The sequence below is a fragment of the Pseudomonas sp. AB6 genome, assembly GCF_034314105.1.
GTDB lineage: Bacteria > Pseudomonadota > Gammaproteobacteria > Pseudomonadales > Pseudomonadaceae > Aquipseudomonas.
In genome coordinates, this window is the sequence record NZ_JAVIWJ010000001.1 from 3,306,792 (window position 1) to 3,322,218 (window position 15,427).

General features: G+C 54.6%; 10 protein-coding genes. 5 read left to right on the top strand and 5 right to left on the bottom strand.

Annotated features, from left to right (window positions below; all coding sequences use genetic code 11):
- Positions 1 to 23: 23 nt before the first annotated feature.
- A complete protein-coding gene (locus RGW60_RS15640) occupies positions 24 to 641 on the bottom strand; it encodes an FKBP-type peptidyl-prolyl cis-trans isomerase (RefSeq protein ID WP_322205445.1) in 618 nt (205 codons plus the stop codon).
- Positions 642 to 732: 91 nt separating this feature from the next.
- The gene (locus RGW60_RS15645; protein WP_322205446.1) at positions 733 to 1,038 is read right to left on the bottom strand and encodes a DUF6482 family protein; all 306 of its coding nucleotides are present in this window, start codon (positions 1,036 to 1,038) and stop codon (positions 733 to 735) included.
- Positions 1,039 to 1,272: 234 nt separating this feature from the next.
- On the opposite strand from RGW60_RS15645, the gene RGW60_RS15650 reads away from it, so the two are divergent.
- Positions 1,273 to 3,147: a hypothetical protein gene (locus RGW60_RS15650; RefSeq protein WP_322205447.1), complete on the top strand. Its 1,875-nt coding sequence runs from the start codon at positions 1,273 to 1,275 to the stop codon at positions 3,145 to 3,147.
- A 17-nt stretch (positions 3,148 to 3,164) separates the two neighbouring features.
- Here RGW60_RS15650 and RGW60_RS15655 read toward each other — a convergent pair whose 3' ends face one another.
- Both RGW60_RS15655 and RGW60_RS15660 read right to left on the bottom strand, forming a co-directional pair.
- Positions 3,165 to 3,494: a hypothetical protein gene (locus tag RGW60_RS15655; protein ID WP_322205448.1), complete on the bottom strand. Its 330-nt coding sequence runs from the start codon at positions 3,492 to 3,494 to the stop codon at positions 3,165 to 3,167.
- Between the two features lie 167 nt (positions 3,495 to 3,661).
- Positions 3,662 to 6,115 (bottom strand): Lon protease family protein, encoded by a 2,454-nt coding sequence (locus RGW60_RS15660; RefSeq protein ID WP_322205449.1) that lies wholly within the window; start codon positions 6,113 to 6,115, stop codon positions 3,662 to 3,664.
- A gap of 280 nt (positions 6,116 to 6,395) precedes the next feature.
- Here RGW60_RS15660 and RGW60_RS15665 point away from each other — a divergent pair, with 280 nt between their 5' ends.
- From RGW60_RS15665 to RGW60_RS15675, 3 genes are all read left to right on the top strand, one after another.
- Positions 6,396 to 6,884, top strand: a complete 489-nt coding sequence (locus RGW60_RS15665) for a DUF3015 domain-containing protein (protein WP_322205450.1) — start codon at positions 6,396 to 6,398, stop codon at positions 6,882 to 6,884.
- Positions 6,885 to 6,971: 87 nt separating this feature from the next.
- Entirely contained in the window at positions 6,972 to 8,837 is a 1,866-nt protein-coding gene (locus RGW60_RS15670) for a DUF4105 domain-containing protein (protein WP_322205451.1), read from the top strand.
- 107 nt (positions 8,838 to 8,944) lie between these two features.
- Positions 8,945 to 9,442: a GreA/GreB family elongation factor gene (locus RGW60_RS15675; protein ID WP_322205452.1), complete on the top strand. Its 498-nt coding sequence runs from the start codon at positions 8,945 to 8,947 to the stop codon at positions 9,440 to 9,442.
- Positions 9,443 to 9,496: 54 nt separating this feature from the next.
- Here RGW60_RS15675 and ettA read toward each other — a convergent pair whose 3' ends face one another.
- Positions 9,497 to 11,161, bottom strand: coding sequence for an energy-dependent translational throttle protein EttA (gene ettA, locus RGW60_RS15680; RefSeq protein WP_322205453.1), 1,665 nt, complete (start codon positions 11,159 to 11,161; stop codon positions 9,497 to 9,499).
- A 412-nt stretch (positions 11,162 to 11,573) separates the two neighbouring features.
- On the opposite strand from ettA, the gene RGW60_RS15685 reads away from it, so the two are divergent.
- Positions 11,574 to 15,410, top strand: coding sequence for an EAL and GGDEF domain-containing protein (locus RGW60_RS15685; protein WP_322206943.1), 3,837 nt, complete (start codon positions 11,574 to 11,576; stop codon positions 15,408 to 15,410).
- The last annotated feature ends 17 nt before the right edge of the window (positions 15,411 to 15,427 follow it).

Genomic DNA, 15,427 nt, shown 5'->3' on the forward strand with positions numbered 1-15,427 from the left:
AATCATCAGCGCGAATGCGCTACTTACAAAACGTCCAGCAGCTCCACGTCAAATACTAGGACTGTGTGCGGAGCAATGCTGCCAGCACCTTGAGCGCCGTAAGCCAATTCGCTCGGAACATGTAGACGCCATTTACTGCCGGCTTTCATCAGTTGCAACGCTTCAGTCCAGCCAGCAATGACGCCGCCAACCGGAAACTCAGCTGGCTCGCCACGATCATACGAGCTGTCGAAGACGGTACCGTCGATCAGCGTGCCATGGTAGTGAGTACGAACCTGATCATCAATAGACGGCTGAGTGCCCTCTCCTGCGGTCAGCACTTCGAATTGCAGGCCAGATGGCAATGTGGTTACGCCGTCGCGCTTACCATTCTCCGCCAGGTATGCCAAACCAGCGCCGGCAGCCTGTTCAGCCTTGGCCGCTGCCTGGGCTTGCATGATTTCGCGAATAACTTTAAAGCTGGCGGCCATTTGTGCTTGGTCAACACGGCTATCCTTGCCATGAAATGCGTCATTCAAGCCAGCCAGAATCGCGTCCAGGTCGATGCCCGGCGGCGGATTATCACGTAACTGATCGCCTAACTGACGGCCAATACCGTAGCTGACGCGGGTTTCGTCGGTGGACAGATTAACTTCGGACATAACGCTGCTCCGCTAAGGAGCGCCAAAAGACGCCCCGAACTAAAAGGCCGAGCAGCCTAGCACAATCGCAACTAACTCCCGCCCTCCAGTGCTACCACACAGAGCGGTAGGAAATCGGCACTCGCAGCACTTGCTCGTCGACATTGCGTAGACCACACATCTCATCGTGGACCACCGAATGCACCAGATTGAACGGAACTGCAGGCATCGCACGCAACACCTCTCGCGCATGCTCAACCGAGCGCAAGCTCATGGTTTTGCCGCTCATGTCATAGAGGGGATGCGCCATCCCTTGCATACGGGCTTCCAATAAGTAAATTCCACCTTCCATCGAGATTAAATTCAACTCATCAACGCGCCCGGCGTGAGCGTAAGCGTTCAATTCCTGAAGATTCATGGGTAGTCCTGTCGCAACAATACAAGTTCTGAAAACTGAGTTTCGTACAGCACAGGGAAATCACAACCCTGAGGCAGGCCGTCGGTCTGTTCATCAAGATATCGATAGGCACGCGTATGCCGTCAGCCCCCCTTGCATAAGCCTTTGATCAATCTATGGACTGAAAATATCGCCTCGTATTTTGCCGCGTGCCTTACACTTCTCAGTTGCGACCACCCGACAGGAACACCGTGAATGGCATTAAGACTTCCGCTTACCGGCTTCGCGCTGACCTGTTCTTTGCTGCTAAGTGGCTGTTTCGACAAGACCCATGAACAACAGCTTGCTGCGCTTAAGGTAAAAACTGAACAGTTCGAGGCAAAAGTCGAGGCTATTCAAGACCTGCGGCTGAAAGAAGCCGTTACTACTCTGGGCAGTTCGCTACTTATGCTTGAGCGAATTTCCCTAGAAATGCAGGCGAAGCCGGTTGAAACGGAATACGGCGAGGACGGCTTGGCGCTGCTTAACGATTACCCTAGCGGCCAAGCAGTAACGGATACTTATATAAACGGCCTGTTCATACAACGCAGAACACCTGACTCCGACTTTTTGACTACTCTAGAACCGATATTCCCGTTCTCGTTTAGTGGCGCCGATGAATTCCCTTTTCCACACAATGTGGACTGGCACTCGGTCACACTGGACAACCAAACGGTTATTCCTTTCTCCAAAGACCGTGAAGAAGACGCTGCCAATATCCAGTTAGCACCGGCGGCTGATAGCGAAACCCCGACAGCCAACTTGGAGTTAATCTACCCTTACCAGGATGGCGCTTTACCACCGACCAAGAAGAACAAGCCGATTCCTATTACCCTGAACGGCGAACTCCAGGTAGTGACGCCGCGTAAAGTGAGTCGCTTCGAGCTTACAAAAAAAGATGTTGGCGCAAAGCGAACTGACGACAACATCACAGTCACGCTACTAAGCCAAGGCAAGAGTTTCGCAGAAGTCGAAATCCAAAATAGCGCCGACCTTCCAGATGAGCTAGTCGACGAAGAGCTCAATCCACTCGTCGTTCAAGCGCAAGACAAAACCGGGCGGTTCCTCACGCGCGCGGGCGGTATTGCGCAAGACGCCAGCCAAATCGCGTTCTACGAGAAGAAACTCGACGCGCTTATGCGCCAGAAACAATTCAGCCCCGAGTTTCAAACTGAACTGAATGCCGACATGCACGCCTTCCATCTCCAGCATAAGACTCACTATGCAAAGGTGTATTTCAATGGAACAGTTGATAAGGTCGACGTCAGCGTTTTGGATTATTCGCAAACCAAGATAAGCAAGACTCAGTTGAGCGTTCCGGTGCGTCAGTTCGATGAATATACCTTTGGCCTGGAAGTTCAGCCATTGCTGTTGCCCGTGGTGGTGCACGACGTCCAGGCGGAAAACTTCCTTAAAACCTACGACATGAACGAGGGGCAACTAAGGAAATCTATCGTTATACGTCAGGACGTAGAAAATCTGGAAGATGCGAGAATCGAGTTCAGCCATCCCCCGACATTCAATAACGAGTTTAATGGTTCACCGTTGAGCACAGACGACAGTTTGATCTCGTTCTACGCAGAGGGTACTGACGACAAGCTTGGAAGCAAAATTGACTTGCCACTCAATTCCTACGAGTTCGACGTGACGCAGGGCGATATCAGCTACGATTTAACCCAATTCCCCCAATTGCCAGCCTATGCGAAAGGCACCATGCCGCTGTTGCTGGCAAACATTGAAAAAATCTTTATGGATGTCGCCGCTTTGCCTAAGGGCTTGTCGTTGAAGAGCAACGCACTGGTGATTGATCAGACGTTATTCCCCAATGACGCTTGGCGTTTCTACGCAAAAGACAATACCGGCAAATACCTCAAGGAAATTCTTGAAGTGAGCCACCAAGCTTCGCAATACAGCGAAAACGTTTTCGACGTGCACTACTTTTATGGTCAACCGACGAGCCTGGAGGCCTACCAGCGCACCAACCTGAAGCAAGTCAATTACGATTTCAAGATAAGACTGGACAAGCCGAGTACCGCCAACCTTGAACAGCTGAATCAAAATCCGTCGATCACCCCTGATGACGAACAGTAGACCTTAACGCTACCAACCTAAAACGGTGATGAGCGCTGACAGCGCGAGCTGTCGCCGTTGATACGGCGCAACTCGCCTTGCAGATGCAGTTGCCAAATGGCAACGTCTTTAGCAACCTCATACCCATGTAGCGCAAGGCTTTCAGCGATGGCCAGCATTACAGATTCTGCGGCCAATGGGCCATGAAACGGACCTTGAGCCTTCAGTGCTGAGGGTTGCTCGCCAGACATACCGGCGGCAAACAGTAACGTCCACATGCCGTTGTCTCCCGAGAGAGGGCGAATCACACATTCGATACGAGTGGTCAAGCCTAGGCATTGGCGGGTAAGACAGAGGCTGCGCGACATGGCGAGCTCCTCGTTGGCTACAGTATTCACGCTTCAGTCAGCAGAGGCGCGCGTCAATCCTTTTGACAACTGTGTGTTTCTCCAGAATAGAAGAAAAGCCAGATTCTAAAAGTCTGTAGAACAACGGGGCGCCGAATGGTCATTCCTTCCCATCAGCGCCCTTCCGGTCATTTCTTCTTCTTGGCCAGCACTTTCAGCTCTGGCAGCAACTGAACCGGTTCCTTTTCCAGCTCCTCTTTGAAGTCTTCATCGCTGAGCATTTCGGCGATGTCGCGCAAACGCTCCACAACGCGAGCATTGACGCTGCCCACAGGAAACTGGCCCTTTTCGTTAGGTGCGCCCGCAGGCTCACCGACCAACAAGCTCAATGCTTCGTCAGCCTGGCGCACGGCATAAATATGGAATTGTCCGTTGCGCACAGCCTGGAGCACCCGCTCATCAAGCATCAGGGTAGTGACGTTAGCTTGAGGAATAATCGCGCCTTGTTCGCCCGTAAGCCCTCGCGCTTCGCAGAGTCGGAAAAAACCTTCGATTTTCTCGTTGACCCCTCCAACCGCTTGAACTTCACCGAATTGGTTGATCGAACCGGTGATAGCGAAACACTGCTTGAGCGGTGTTTTCGACAACGCCGAGATCAGGGTGCAGGCTTCGCCTAGCGACGCACTGTCACCGTCCACATATCCGTAAGACTGTTCCAGCGCGATGCTTGCGGAGATCGCCAGCGGAAATTCCTGTGCGTAACGGCTGCCCAAGTAACCGGTGAGGATCATGACGCCCTTGGAGTGAATCGGCTGCCCAAGATTTACTTCCCGCTCAATATCAACGATGCCGCTGCCACCGGGGTAGACCGTTGCTGAAATCCGCGCCGGCACTCCAAAAGCCGAATCGCCGACTTCCAGAACCGTTAGCCCATTGCACTTACCCACGGCAGCGCCATCGGTATCGATGAGGATGATTCCGGCTAGCATGTCATCGAGAATTCGTGCCGATACTCGACCGGTGCGAGTGGCTTTCGCCTTGAGGGCCCGCTCGATATGCCCAGCATCGGTTTTGTCATCATTAGCCAGTTGGCGAATGAAATCCGCCTCGCTGACCAACTGAAACAAGTCGCCGATACGCGCAGACAAGCGCCCTTGATGCTCGGCCAGTCGAGCGCTGTATGTAGCCAAACGCGCCACGGCATCAGCGGTTAACGGGGCCATGCCCTCTTCAGAAGTTCGAGTTTTGAGCAACTGGGCGAATTGCTCCAGGCTTTCGTCGACCATCGGGATGTCTTCATCAAAATCCACCAATACCCGGAACATTTCCTGAAAGTCCGGATCCAGGTCTTGCAGCGTGTAATACAGCGAACGCGCTCCGATAATAATGACCTTGACCTGCAGCGGAATAACTTGCGGGGTCAGCGTCACGGTCGCCAAGCGACCCAGCTCACCCAGAGGCGACTCCATTTTCAATTTTCGCGACTGCAGGGCGCGCTTCAGAGCGTCCCACACAAACGGTTCGCTGAGCATTTTTTCCGCTTCAAGCACTAAAAATCCGCCGTTTGCGCGGTGCAATGCACCCGGACGCAGTTGACGGTAAGTAGTGTAGAGCGCGCCTTGATCAGTGCTGTATTCAATACGGCCGAATAAATTGTCGTAGGTAGGGTGCGGCTCGAACACGATTGGCGCACCGGCGTTCATCGGGTGCCCCACTACCAAGCTCGGACAGTACTGCTCCTCGAGCAGTTTGCGCGCCTCGGCATCGGGTTTGCTATCGTCGACCAATTGCTCGACCACGGTCTTTAGCAAGTACACCTGCATGCCCTGCAAGTAGGCGCAGACGCTGGCGTTTTCAGCGTACTTCTGCGAAAGAGGCGCCAATAGAGGCTGCAAAGCCAGGGTGATGGTTTCTTCGTTCAGTTGGCGCATCAAGTTACTGGACTCACGCTTCCATTGCGGCAAGCTGGCCAACTCTTCGTTGAGACGCTCTTCAAGACTGGAAATATCGTCGTGAAAGCGATCGCGGTCAATTTCCGGCAGTTGCGAAAACTCCGCTTCGTCCAGCGCCTTTCCATCGCTCATCGGCGTGAATGCAATGTTGGTGCTGTCACGGTAAAGGGCAATGTCCTTTTCCAGGGCCAGGCGTTCGATCACGTCCAGCGCTTTGTCGTAACGCTGATTGAACGCCCGGTCGATTGCGCTTTTTTTCTGCTGATACGAAGGATGTTCAAACACCGCCGGAAAGGTTGCCAGCAGGTTATCGATCAAACCGTTGATGTCGGCGATGAAGGCGCCAGCGCTGCCAGACGGCAATTCCAGTGCTCGCGGCTCGCGAGGTTCGTCGAAGTTATTGACGTATACCCAATCCGGCGGGGTTTGCATGCGCTTGCCCTCGGCCTTGAGGTAGCGCTTTACGAAGGAGAATCGCCCCGTGCCGGGTTCGCCCATAACAAATACGTTATAACCGGGACGCGGCATGGCTACGCCAAACTGCAGAGCTTCTACTGCACGCTCCTGGCCGAGCACACCGCGAAAAGGTTCCAGATCATTGGTCGTCGTGAAGCTGAACTGTTCGGCAGAAAAAGGACGTGTCAACGCTTCAGGCGCAAGACGCAGGCTAGCAGCAACAGTATCGGGCATCGGACATCCTTACATCAGGCAGGGCAGATGGGGGGCATTCTGGCGCTCCGCGCACCCAGCTGGCAAGGCGCGCCGAATCTGAATATTTTCCGACGTGTCGCGGCTTCGGCAGCGTGTCGTACTAGCCACTTGATAGATAACAATTTGTAATAAATCACGGAACCCTCGGAGAGTGCCTAAACTCCAAATTGCGCAGCTGGATAATAAAACTGGCTAGCCCTGGTGCGGTTATATGCCAGGAAACCCGACCCTTGGTTTAAACATAAAAGAGAATAAAGCTATGAAACGGATTCTTCTCGGTACTCTTTTCACCGTGGTATCTCTCAACGCCATGGCCCAAGCCCCAGGCGGCCCGGACTGCGGTTGGGGCAACATGCTGTTTGAAGGCCAGCGCGGTACGCCTGCGCATTTTCTGGCGTCAACAACCAACGGTACCTCAGGCAATGCTACGTTTGGTATGACGTCTGGAACTAACGGGTGCGCAACTAACGCAGCATTAACCTACGGCGGCAGATCCTGGATCTCTATGAACGGGATGATGGACGAGCTTTCCAAGGACATGGCCATGGGTCAAGGCGAGGCACTGACCACCTACGCGGTTGTAATGGGCGTTGCACCGCAAGACCGTGCGCATTTCGCCGCAGTCACCCACGCGCATTTCCAACAAATTTTCAGTAAGGCCGACGTAACAGCGGACGACGTGCACACCAACACTCTTGCGGTGTTGAAAAACGATCCGGTTCTGGCTAAATACGCGACCCAGGCTTAATGTTCGTTTGCCTGCCCCTTGGTTTAAGGGGCAGGCCGTCGATACAGCGCAATATGCGTAATTTTTAATCCGGACTAGTTGCCGTCTATGTTCAAACGCACTGTGTTGATGGCGCTCTTTGTCTGCGCCCCGCTGTATGCCGCTCCCCGTGTCGACAACAATCGCTTGCAGCAATTAGCGAACGCCCCTCTTTGGATTTCCTTGGGTCATTACGTCACCGCGAAACTGGGCGGGTGGCGCAGCTATGTTGACGATCCTAAATTCTTTCTTGCTGCCCAAGGTGCCCACGACCCCGTAGCCGAGTTAAGCGCGACCCTTGAAGCGATTTACAAACCCGTTGGCGACGATGCGGCTGCGCAAAACGCTCATGCGCAATGCGTTTACCCGGCGCGCACGCATTATCTTCGCGATCAATTGCACCTGACCGACTTACCCGCAGTGGACTGCAAAAATTTCAAGGAGTGGTACAACGACGTGGCCCCGGACAGCACCGTGTTAATTTTTCCGGCGGCGTACCTGAACAGTCCCTCCTCCATGTTCGGACATACGTTGCTGCGGATAGATCAGCCCGATGTACAGAAAGACCATACAGCCCTACTGAGTCATGCAATCAACTTCGGGGCCTACATCGAAGGGATGGACAACAGTATTCTTTACGCGTGGAAAGGCTTGATGGGTGGTTATCCCGGCTTGTTCGCGCTTGTGCCATATCAAGAAAAACTCTCTGAATACCGAAGCTTGGAAAACCGCGATTTATGGGAATACCGGCTCAACCTGACGCCTGAAGAAACTGGGCGAATGGTGGAGCATCTCTGGGAACTCAGGCAGATACGCTTCGGTTATTTTTTCTTCGACGAAAACTGCTCCTACCGCTTGCTGGAACTGCTCCAGGTCGCACGTCCGAGCCTTGAGCTGACCAAACTGTTCCCGCTAACCGCTATTCCGACTGACACCGTGCGTGCGGTAAAACAGGCCGGTCTGGTCGAAAAAATCGACTATCGCCCTTCCCGTGAGCGTGAGCTGCTTAACCGTGCAGCCCCACTGGATAGCGAGGACCAACAATGGGTGTTGAACATCAGTGCCGACCAGAAACAGCTGCACAATAGTGATTACCTGCTTGTGCCCAAAGAGCGCCGGGCGTTGATTCAGGACGCGGCCTACCGCCTTGAACGTTACCGCGCCAATGGACAGGAACGTGACACCGAACGCTCACAACGCAGTTTCGACCTGCTGCGGGCAATCAGCCAGAACCCGCCACCACCACTGGACATTGCCCGCCCTGGACTGCCGGAAGAAGGCCACGAATCCCGCACCTGGCAAGTGGGTGCGGGGAGCCGTGACGACAAAGCCTATGCCGAATATGGTCTGCGCATGGCGTACCACGACCTCAACGACAACGCGTATGGTTTTCCGCTGGGGGCGCAGATCGAGATTCTGCAACTCAAGTTGCGCCAATACGAAGGAAACCATTGGCAAGTGCAACAGTTCGACGTCGCCACCATCCGCTCCCTTACGCCGCGCACCGAATTGCTCAAGCCCTGGTCTTGGCAAGTCACCGGGGGGCTCGAACGGGTACTGGGCAAGCATGATTCAGAAAGATTGGTCAGCCACGTCAATGGGGGCGCGGGCGGCACTTGGCAAATAGGCAACGACCTGCTCGGTTTTACGCTGGGAACAGTACGGGTTGAACACAACACCGACTTTTCAGCGCTGGTGTCCCCGGCAGCCGGTTTTGACACTGGCCTGCTCTGGCGCAACCCACTGGGCACTCTGAGCCTCGAAGCCAAAAGTGATTACTTCACCAACGGCGAAGTGCGCCGCAACCTGAGCCTGAACCAGCAATGGGAGCTGTCACGCAACCTCGGCTTGCGCCTCACCGCCCAACGAGAATTCAGTCAACTGGCGTCACCGGTTAACGAAGTGATGCTGGAAGTGAAGTGGTATCACTATTGATTTTCTGAGACAACTTGTTGGCGAGGCGTCGGGCCTGACAACCGGCATCAAACCTTTCGCCAACAAGTTGGCTCATACAGAGGTCCAACAAAAAAGGAGAAATCGCCATGAGCCGCGCTTTCGTCAACGAAGATAACGCTGCCGCCCAAGCCAACCAACCGGTGGAGCGGCGGGTCAGTGAACAACCCAACTACGTGACCGGCCTTGGCCTAGAGCAGCTTCAGGCGCGAGTTGTCGAATTGCAGGCGCAATACAGTGAGCAATCTTCTCGGGGAGATCATGCCGACAAACAACGTCAAGCCGATATCGAACGCGACCTGCGTTACTTCAATCAACGCCTGCAAAGCGCTCAGGTCGTTGTTCCCGCCCACTCGACCGACAAGGTGCAGATTGGTAGTTGGGTAACGTTCGCGGATGAAAACAACACCGAACAGCGGGTGCAACTGGTTGGCGAAGACCAAGCTGACGCTGGCAGTGGGTTGATCAATTGGGGCTCGCCATTGGGCCGCGCACTAGTCGGCACAGCAGCAGGCGACGAGGTGCTGTGGAAACGCCCGGCCGGGGATCAGTTAATTGAGGTGGTGCGGATTGAGGCAGATATTTGAAGGGCAAAAGCTCGCCAACACGTAGGCGCCTACGTGTTGGCGAAGCAGTCTAAATCAGGCCAGCTTCTTGTGACGTACTCTGTGCGGCTGGGACGCTGAATCACCCAGGCGCTTTTTGCGGTCGGCTTCGTACTCTGAGTAGTTACCTTCAAAGAAGATCGCTTGCGAGTCATCTTCGTAAGCGAGAATATGAGTCGCAACACGGTCCAGGAACCACCGATCGTGAGAGATCACAATGGCAGCGCCTGGGAAATCGAGCAGTGCTTCTTCAAGCGAACGCAAGGTTTCCACGTCAAGGTCGTTAGACGGTTCATCGAGCAACAATACGTTGGCGCCCTCTTTCAGGGTCAATGCCAAGTGCAGACGACCGCGCTCTCCGCCGGACAAGTCTTTCACGAACTTCTGCTGATCGCCGCCCTTGAAGTTAAAGCGTCCTACGTAGGTACGTGACGGGATTTCATAGTTGCCGATGCGGATCTGATCGGAACCGTCAGAGACCATTTCCCACACGGTTTTCTTGCCGTCCAGATCGTCGCGGCTCTGATCCACGCACGCCAACTGCACGGTATCGCCAACCTCGATGGTGCCCGAGTCCGGGACTTCCTTGCCCATCAACATGCGAAACAAGGTTGATTTACCCGCGCCGTTGCCGCCGATCACGCCGACAATGGCGCCTTTGGGCATTGCAAAGGATAAGTTGTCGATCAACACTCGATCGCCGTAGCCCTTGCTGACGTTTTTGAACTCGATGACCTTGTCGCCCAGGCGTGGGCCAGCCGGGATATAAATCTCGTTGGTCTCGCTGCGCTTCTGGAATTCCTGAGACTGCATTTCTTCGAAGCGCTGCAGGCGCGCCTTGGATTTCGACTGACGAGCCTTGGCACCTTTGCGGACCCATTCCAGCTCGTCTTTCATAGCCTTTTCATGGGCGGACTGCTGCTTGGATTCCTGCGCCAAACGGTCCGACTTGGCTTCAAGCCAACCCGAATAATTGCCCTCGTAAGGAATGCCCGCGCCGCGGTCGAGCTCTAGAATCCAGCCAGCCACGTTGTCGAGGAAATACCGGTCGTGCGTGATCGCAACCACGGTGCCTGGGAAATCGTGCAGAAAGTGCTCCAACCACGCCACGGAGTCTGCGTCCAAGTGGTTGGTTGGTTCGTCGAGCAATAACATGTCCGGGGCAGACAGCAGCAAACGGCAAAGCGCCACGCGGCGCTTCTCACCCCCGGACAGGAACTCGATTTTCGCGTCCCAAGCCGGCAGGCGCAGCGCATCGGCAGCGACTTCTAACTGGCGCTCAAGGTTGTGACCATCGCTGGCCTGCAAAATGGCTTCAAGCTTGGCCTGTTCTGCCGCCAGCTTGTCGAAATCGGCATCAGGGTCGGCGTATTCGGCGTAAACCTCATCCAGACGCGACTGCGCGTTTTTGATCACGCTGACGGCCTCTTCGACCACTTCACGCACTGTTTTGGTCGGGTCCAGCTGAGGCTCTTGCGGCAAATAACCGATATTGAGCTCAGGCATTGGACGCGCTTCACCGTCGAACTCAGTGTCGACGCCGGCCATGATTTTCAACAGCGTGGACTTACCCGATCCGTTTAAACCCAGCACGCCAATTTTGGCGCCGGGGAAAAATGACAGGGAGATATTTTTTAGAATTTCCCGCTTCGGCGGCACAACTTTGCTCAGCCGATGCATGGTGAAAACGTATTGAGCCATGGAAAGAAAACCCGATGTGTGACGATGAATAGAGTGCGAGCTTAGCGCGAGCCTGGACAAAAGCGATTGAAGTTTATTTATCTAAGGCAGTTGCCGCCAGACACAATGCAGCCCTGAACGAAACAGATCCCCAAACGAGGCCGATTGCCGACCTGATTACTAGTGGATCTGGATCAGTATTTGCTAACAGCGGACTCGCTATTGTAGGAACTAGGCTATACACCACGTCAGGCAAAGTTACGCGAATGCGTACGACAGGGCAAACAACCCGGCCTAATGAGACTGGCACTTAGCCACGCTTCAGAGCATGCTATGCGCCCTTCGGGCGTGCAGCTTATAGTGCATTTCGCATTCGCTGCTTCAGGCCAGTCGTCAGGATTAACGTTTGTCCACACCAATAACCACTTCGTCAATGCGCCCTCCTCTCGGCGCGCCCACGGCACCCTTGCGCGGCTCACTCAAAGGTGCCCTTGCAGGCTTGTCGCTACTGATGCTCCTGTTGCTGTTTTGGCAATTGCTGGACCAATTTCAGCAAAATCAAGACCACCAGCGACAGCGCAGCCTGGACTACAGTGCTTTATTGGCTGACCGTTTGAGTTTGAACATGGCGCTCACTGCGCAAGTCGCGCTGAACATTCTGGATAACCAGCCACCTCAAACACCGCGCGCCAAACAACAAACGCAACTGCTCGACGATCTGCATTCGACCTTGCCCTCTATGCACAGCGCAGTGTGGCTAAGTGCCGCCGGAGAGGTAATAAAGGACAGCCGAACCAACGCGTCGTCAGATGATGCTATGTTTCTTGCACAACTGAGCCAGCGTATTAAAGAACAACCTTATTATTTTTCGTCCGCAGCCGACGGCTCTCAGGTTTATCTACTAGTACGCCAGCCGGGTGACATGGGCTATTGGGCGCTGCGCCTTTCACCGGATATTTTATCTACCCTGACCCAACAAGCGGCTCAAGACTTTCAGCCTAAGTGGCGGCTGGAAACAATCTCGACACACCAGGTCGTCTATCGCGACGAAGCGAGCATGGCCGCCGCGGCCAGCGGCCAGCCTGACGTCGACAACCAAATCGGTGTTCAGACCGTTTTGGTGTCGCCGCTGACCTATAGTGATTGGGCGTTACGCGGTCTATTCGACGCCGACAGCGCACGCAGAGCCTTGATCCTTCCCTTGATAATCAAATGCCTGATCGGATTGTTGTGCTCATTGATACCGTTATTTGCACTGGTCAGCTTGCGCCGCCGACAACGCCAGCTATACGAAAATCAACGCCGCTATCACGACATATTCGACGGTGCGGATGTCGCGCTGTGTGTGCTTAATTTATCCGGCCTTATGGTCCAGATTGAACAGTTGCAATTGAAAAGCGCTGACGACTTGGACCGTTTGTTAACCAACGACCCACAGCGACGCCTTGGGTTGCTGCAACAACTGCTGATCACTGAAGTCAATGAAGTGGCATTGGACCTGTTGAACGTGGAGTCCAGTTCACAGGTGTGGGGGCAACTGTTCAAAGATGAAACCGACAGCCTGCCGGGTATTGGCCTGCAATTGATTCGCGCAGTACTCAGCAAGCAGAGCAGGTTGGAATTGGAGATCTGCGTCACCCATCCCCAGGGGCACGATCAGCATCTATGGTTGACAATGCGTCTACCGGCGGAACCGGCCGACTATCTATCGGTAATCATCAGCATTAGCGACATAAGTAGCCGCAAACGTACCGAGTTGTCGCTGATCGAACGCGAGCGATTTTGGTCGGACGTCGTGCGCACGGTTCCAGATCATTTGTACGTGCAAGAGCGGCCGAGCCAGCGAATGATTTACAGCAACCATCATTTGGGGCAAACGCTGGGGTACAGCAAGGCCGATCTGCAACAAATGGGCGAGTATTTCTGGGAAATCCTGCTACATCCGGACGACGCAACGTATTACCACAACGTGCGCACCCAGCAGCGGCAAATCGGAAATGTTGAACTATTGCACTGCCAATTGCGCTTTCGTGACGTCAACAACCAATGGCGCCGCTTTGATGTACGTGAGCAAGCGCTCGCGTGGGACAAGGACAATAACGTAACGCGGATCATTGGCGTAGCCAAAGACATCACCGAGCAACTCGAAGCCAGTGAGTCCTTACGCGACAGCGAACAACGCTATCGTATGCTCGCCGAAAGCATCAGTGACGTGATTTTTTCCACGGACAGTGCTTTGAATCCCAACTATGTCAGCCCGTCAGTGCAGACAGTATTGGGTTACAGCGCCGAATGGATTCTCGGTAACGGCTGGCAGTCGATCATTGCTAATCCCAAGCAACTGACCGGCATATACTCGTTGCTTGAACAACTGGCCAAATCCCTTGGCAACCCTCAAGAACTCGAGGCCTTGCGCACAGACCTGCCAACTCAGCTATTTCTCTTTGATTGTCTGCGCGGCGATGGACGCAAGGTTCCCATCGAGCTGCGCTTGGTGCTGGTATGGGGTGAGCATGGTCTGTTCGAAGGTATTCTTGGGGTAGGCCGAGATATCAGCCAACAACGCCGTGCGGAAAAAGACCTGCGCATGGCGGCTACTGTATTTGAACACTCTACATCGGCCATCCTGATCACCGACCCTGCCGGCTATATCGTACAGGCCAATGACGCTTTTAGTCGGGTCAGCGGCTACGCCGTGGCGCAGGTGCTTGATCAATTGCCTACCATGCTGACCGTCGATAACCAGCAGGAGGCGCACCTGCGCTACATCCTCAAGCAACTGCATCAACGCGGCAGTTGGGAAGGTGAAGTTTGGCTCAAGCGCCGCAGTGGCGAGCATTATCCGGCATGGGTCGGTATCACCGCTGTGTTCGACGATGAAGGCGATCTGGCCAGCTATGTTTGCTTCTTCAGCGACATCAGCGAGCGCAAAGCCAGCGAGCAGCGCATTCATCGTCTGGCCTATTACGACGCGCTGACTCATCTGCCCAATCGAACGCTGTTTCAGGACCGCTTGCACACCGCCCTGCAACAGGCCGAGCGTCAGCAAGCGTGGGTTGTATTGATGTTTCTCGACCTTGACCGGTTTAAGCCAATCAATGACTCGTTGGGTCATGCTGCTGGCGACCGCATGCTTAAAGAGATGGCAACGCGCCTGCTGGCCTGCGTAGCGGACGATGATACCGTGGCTCGTATGGGCGGCGATGAATTCACTTTACTGTTGCAACAAGGCGCTACCCGGCAGATAGCTCTGAATCGAGCGATTCATGTCGCAGAGCAAATTCTTGGCAGCTTGGTGAGGCCCTTTGTACTGGAAGGCCGCGAGTTTTTCGTCACCGCCAGTATCGGGATCGCCCTCAGTCCACAGGACGGCAATGAATTGAGTCAGCTGATGAAAAACGCTGACACTGCGATGTACCACGCCAAAGAACGGGGCAAAAACAACTTCCAGTTCTACCAGGCGGACATGAACGCCAGTGCCCTTGAGCGTCTGGAACTTGAAAGCGACCTGCGACATGCCCTCGAACAGCAAGAGTTCACGCTTTATTACCAGCCTCAGTTCAGTGGCGACGGCAAGCACCTGACCGGTGCTGAAGCGCTGCTGCGTTGGCGCCACCCACGCCGTGGGCTGGTGTCGCCGAATGAATTCATTCCGGTGCTTGAAGAGTTGGGGTTGGTGGTGGAAGTGGGCGATTGGGTGCTGACCGAAGCCTGCCGTCAGCTCAAAGAATGGCATCAAGCTAACGTTCGGGTACCCAAGGTGTCGGTCAACATTTCCGCCCGGCAATTCGGCGACGGCCAGTTGGGCACCCGCATTGCGGCAATCCTCACCGACAGCGGCCTGTCGCCTGCTTGCCTGGAACTGGAGCTGACGGAAAGTATCCTCATGCGCGAAGTCAACGAGGCCATGATTATCCTTGATGGCCTGAAGCAACTGGGCCTGAGCATCGCGATCGATGACTTCGGCACCGGTTACTCATCGCTGAACTACCTCAAGCAGTTCCCCATCGACGTGCTGAAAATCGATCGTTCCTTCGTGGATGGTTTACCTTCGGGCCAGCAGGACGCGCAAATTGCCCGCGCAATCATTGCCATGGCCCACAGCCTGAACCTGGCGGTGATCGCCGAGGGTGTAGAAACCCACGAGCAGCTCGAGTTCTTGCGCGAGCATGGGTGTGACGAAGTTCAGGGCTACCTGTTCGGGCGCCCAATGCCACCAGCCCGCTTCGAAGCGCAATTCAGCAACGATGCGTTGTTTATGTTGGATTGAACCAGTTGCAAGCGGTA

What these genes read in the sequence shown, in the direction of transcription:
- ettA (WP_322205453.1), bottom strand. Translation starts at nt 11,161, where the DNA reads ATGGCTCAATACGTTTTCACCATGCATCGGCTGAGCAAAGTTGTGCCG.
- RGW60_RS15685 (WP_322206943.1), top strand. Translation starts at nt 11,574, where the DNA reads ATGCGCCCTCCTCTCGGCGCGCCCACGGCACCCTTGCGCGGCTCACTC.
- RGW60_RS15650 (WP_322205447.1), top strand. Translation starts at nt 1,273, where the DNA reads ATGGCATTAAGACTTCCGCTTACCGGCTTCGCGCTGACCTGTTCTTTG.
- RGW60_RS15665 (WP_322205450.1), top strand. Translation starts at nt 6,396, where the DNA reads ATGAAACGGATTCTTCTCGGTACTCTTTTCACCGTGGTATCTCTCAAC.
- RGW60_RS15675 (WP_322205452.1), top strand. Translation starts at nt 8,945, where the DNA reads ATGAGCCGCGCTTTCGTCAACGAAGATAACGCTGCCGCCCAAGCCAAC.
- RGW60_RS15670 (WP_322205451.1), top strand. Translation starts at nt 6,972, where the DNA reads ATGTTCAAACGCACTGTGTTGATGGCGCTCTTTGTCTGCGCCCCGCTG.
- RGW60_RS15655 (WP_322205448.1), bottom strand. Translation starts at nt 3,494, where the DNA reads ATGTCGCGCAGCCTCTGTCTTACCCGCCAATGCCTAGGCTTGACCACT.
- RGW60_RS15660 (WP_322205449.1), bottom strand. Translation starts at nt 6,115, where the DNA reads ATGCCCGATACTGTTGCTGCTAGCCTGCGTCTTGCGCCTGAAGCGTTG.
- RGW60_RS15645 (WP_322205446.1), bottom strand. Translation starts at nt 1,038, where the DNA reads ATGAATCTTCAGGAATTGAACGCTTACGCTCACGCCGGGCGCGTTGAT.
- RGW60_RS15640 (WP_322205445.1), bottom strand. Translation starts at nt 641, where the DNA reads ATGTCCGAAGTTAATCTGTCCACCGACGAAACCCGCGTCAGCTACGGT.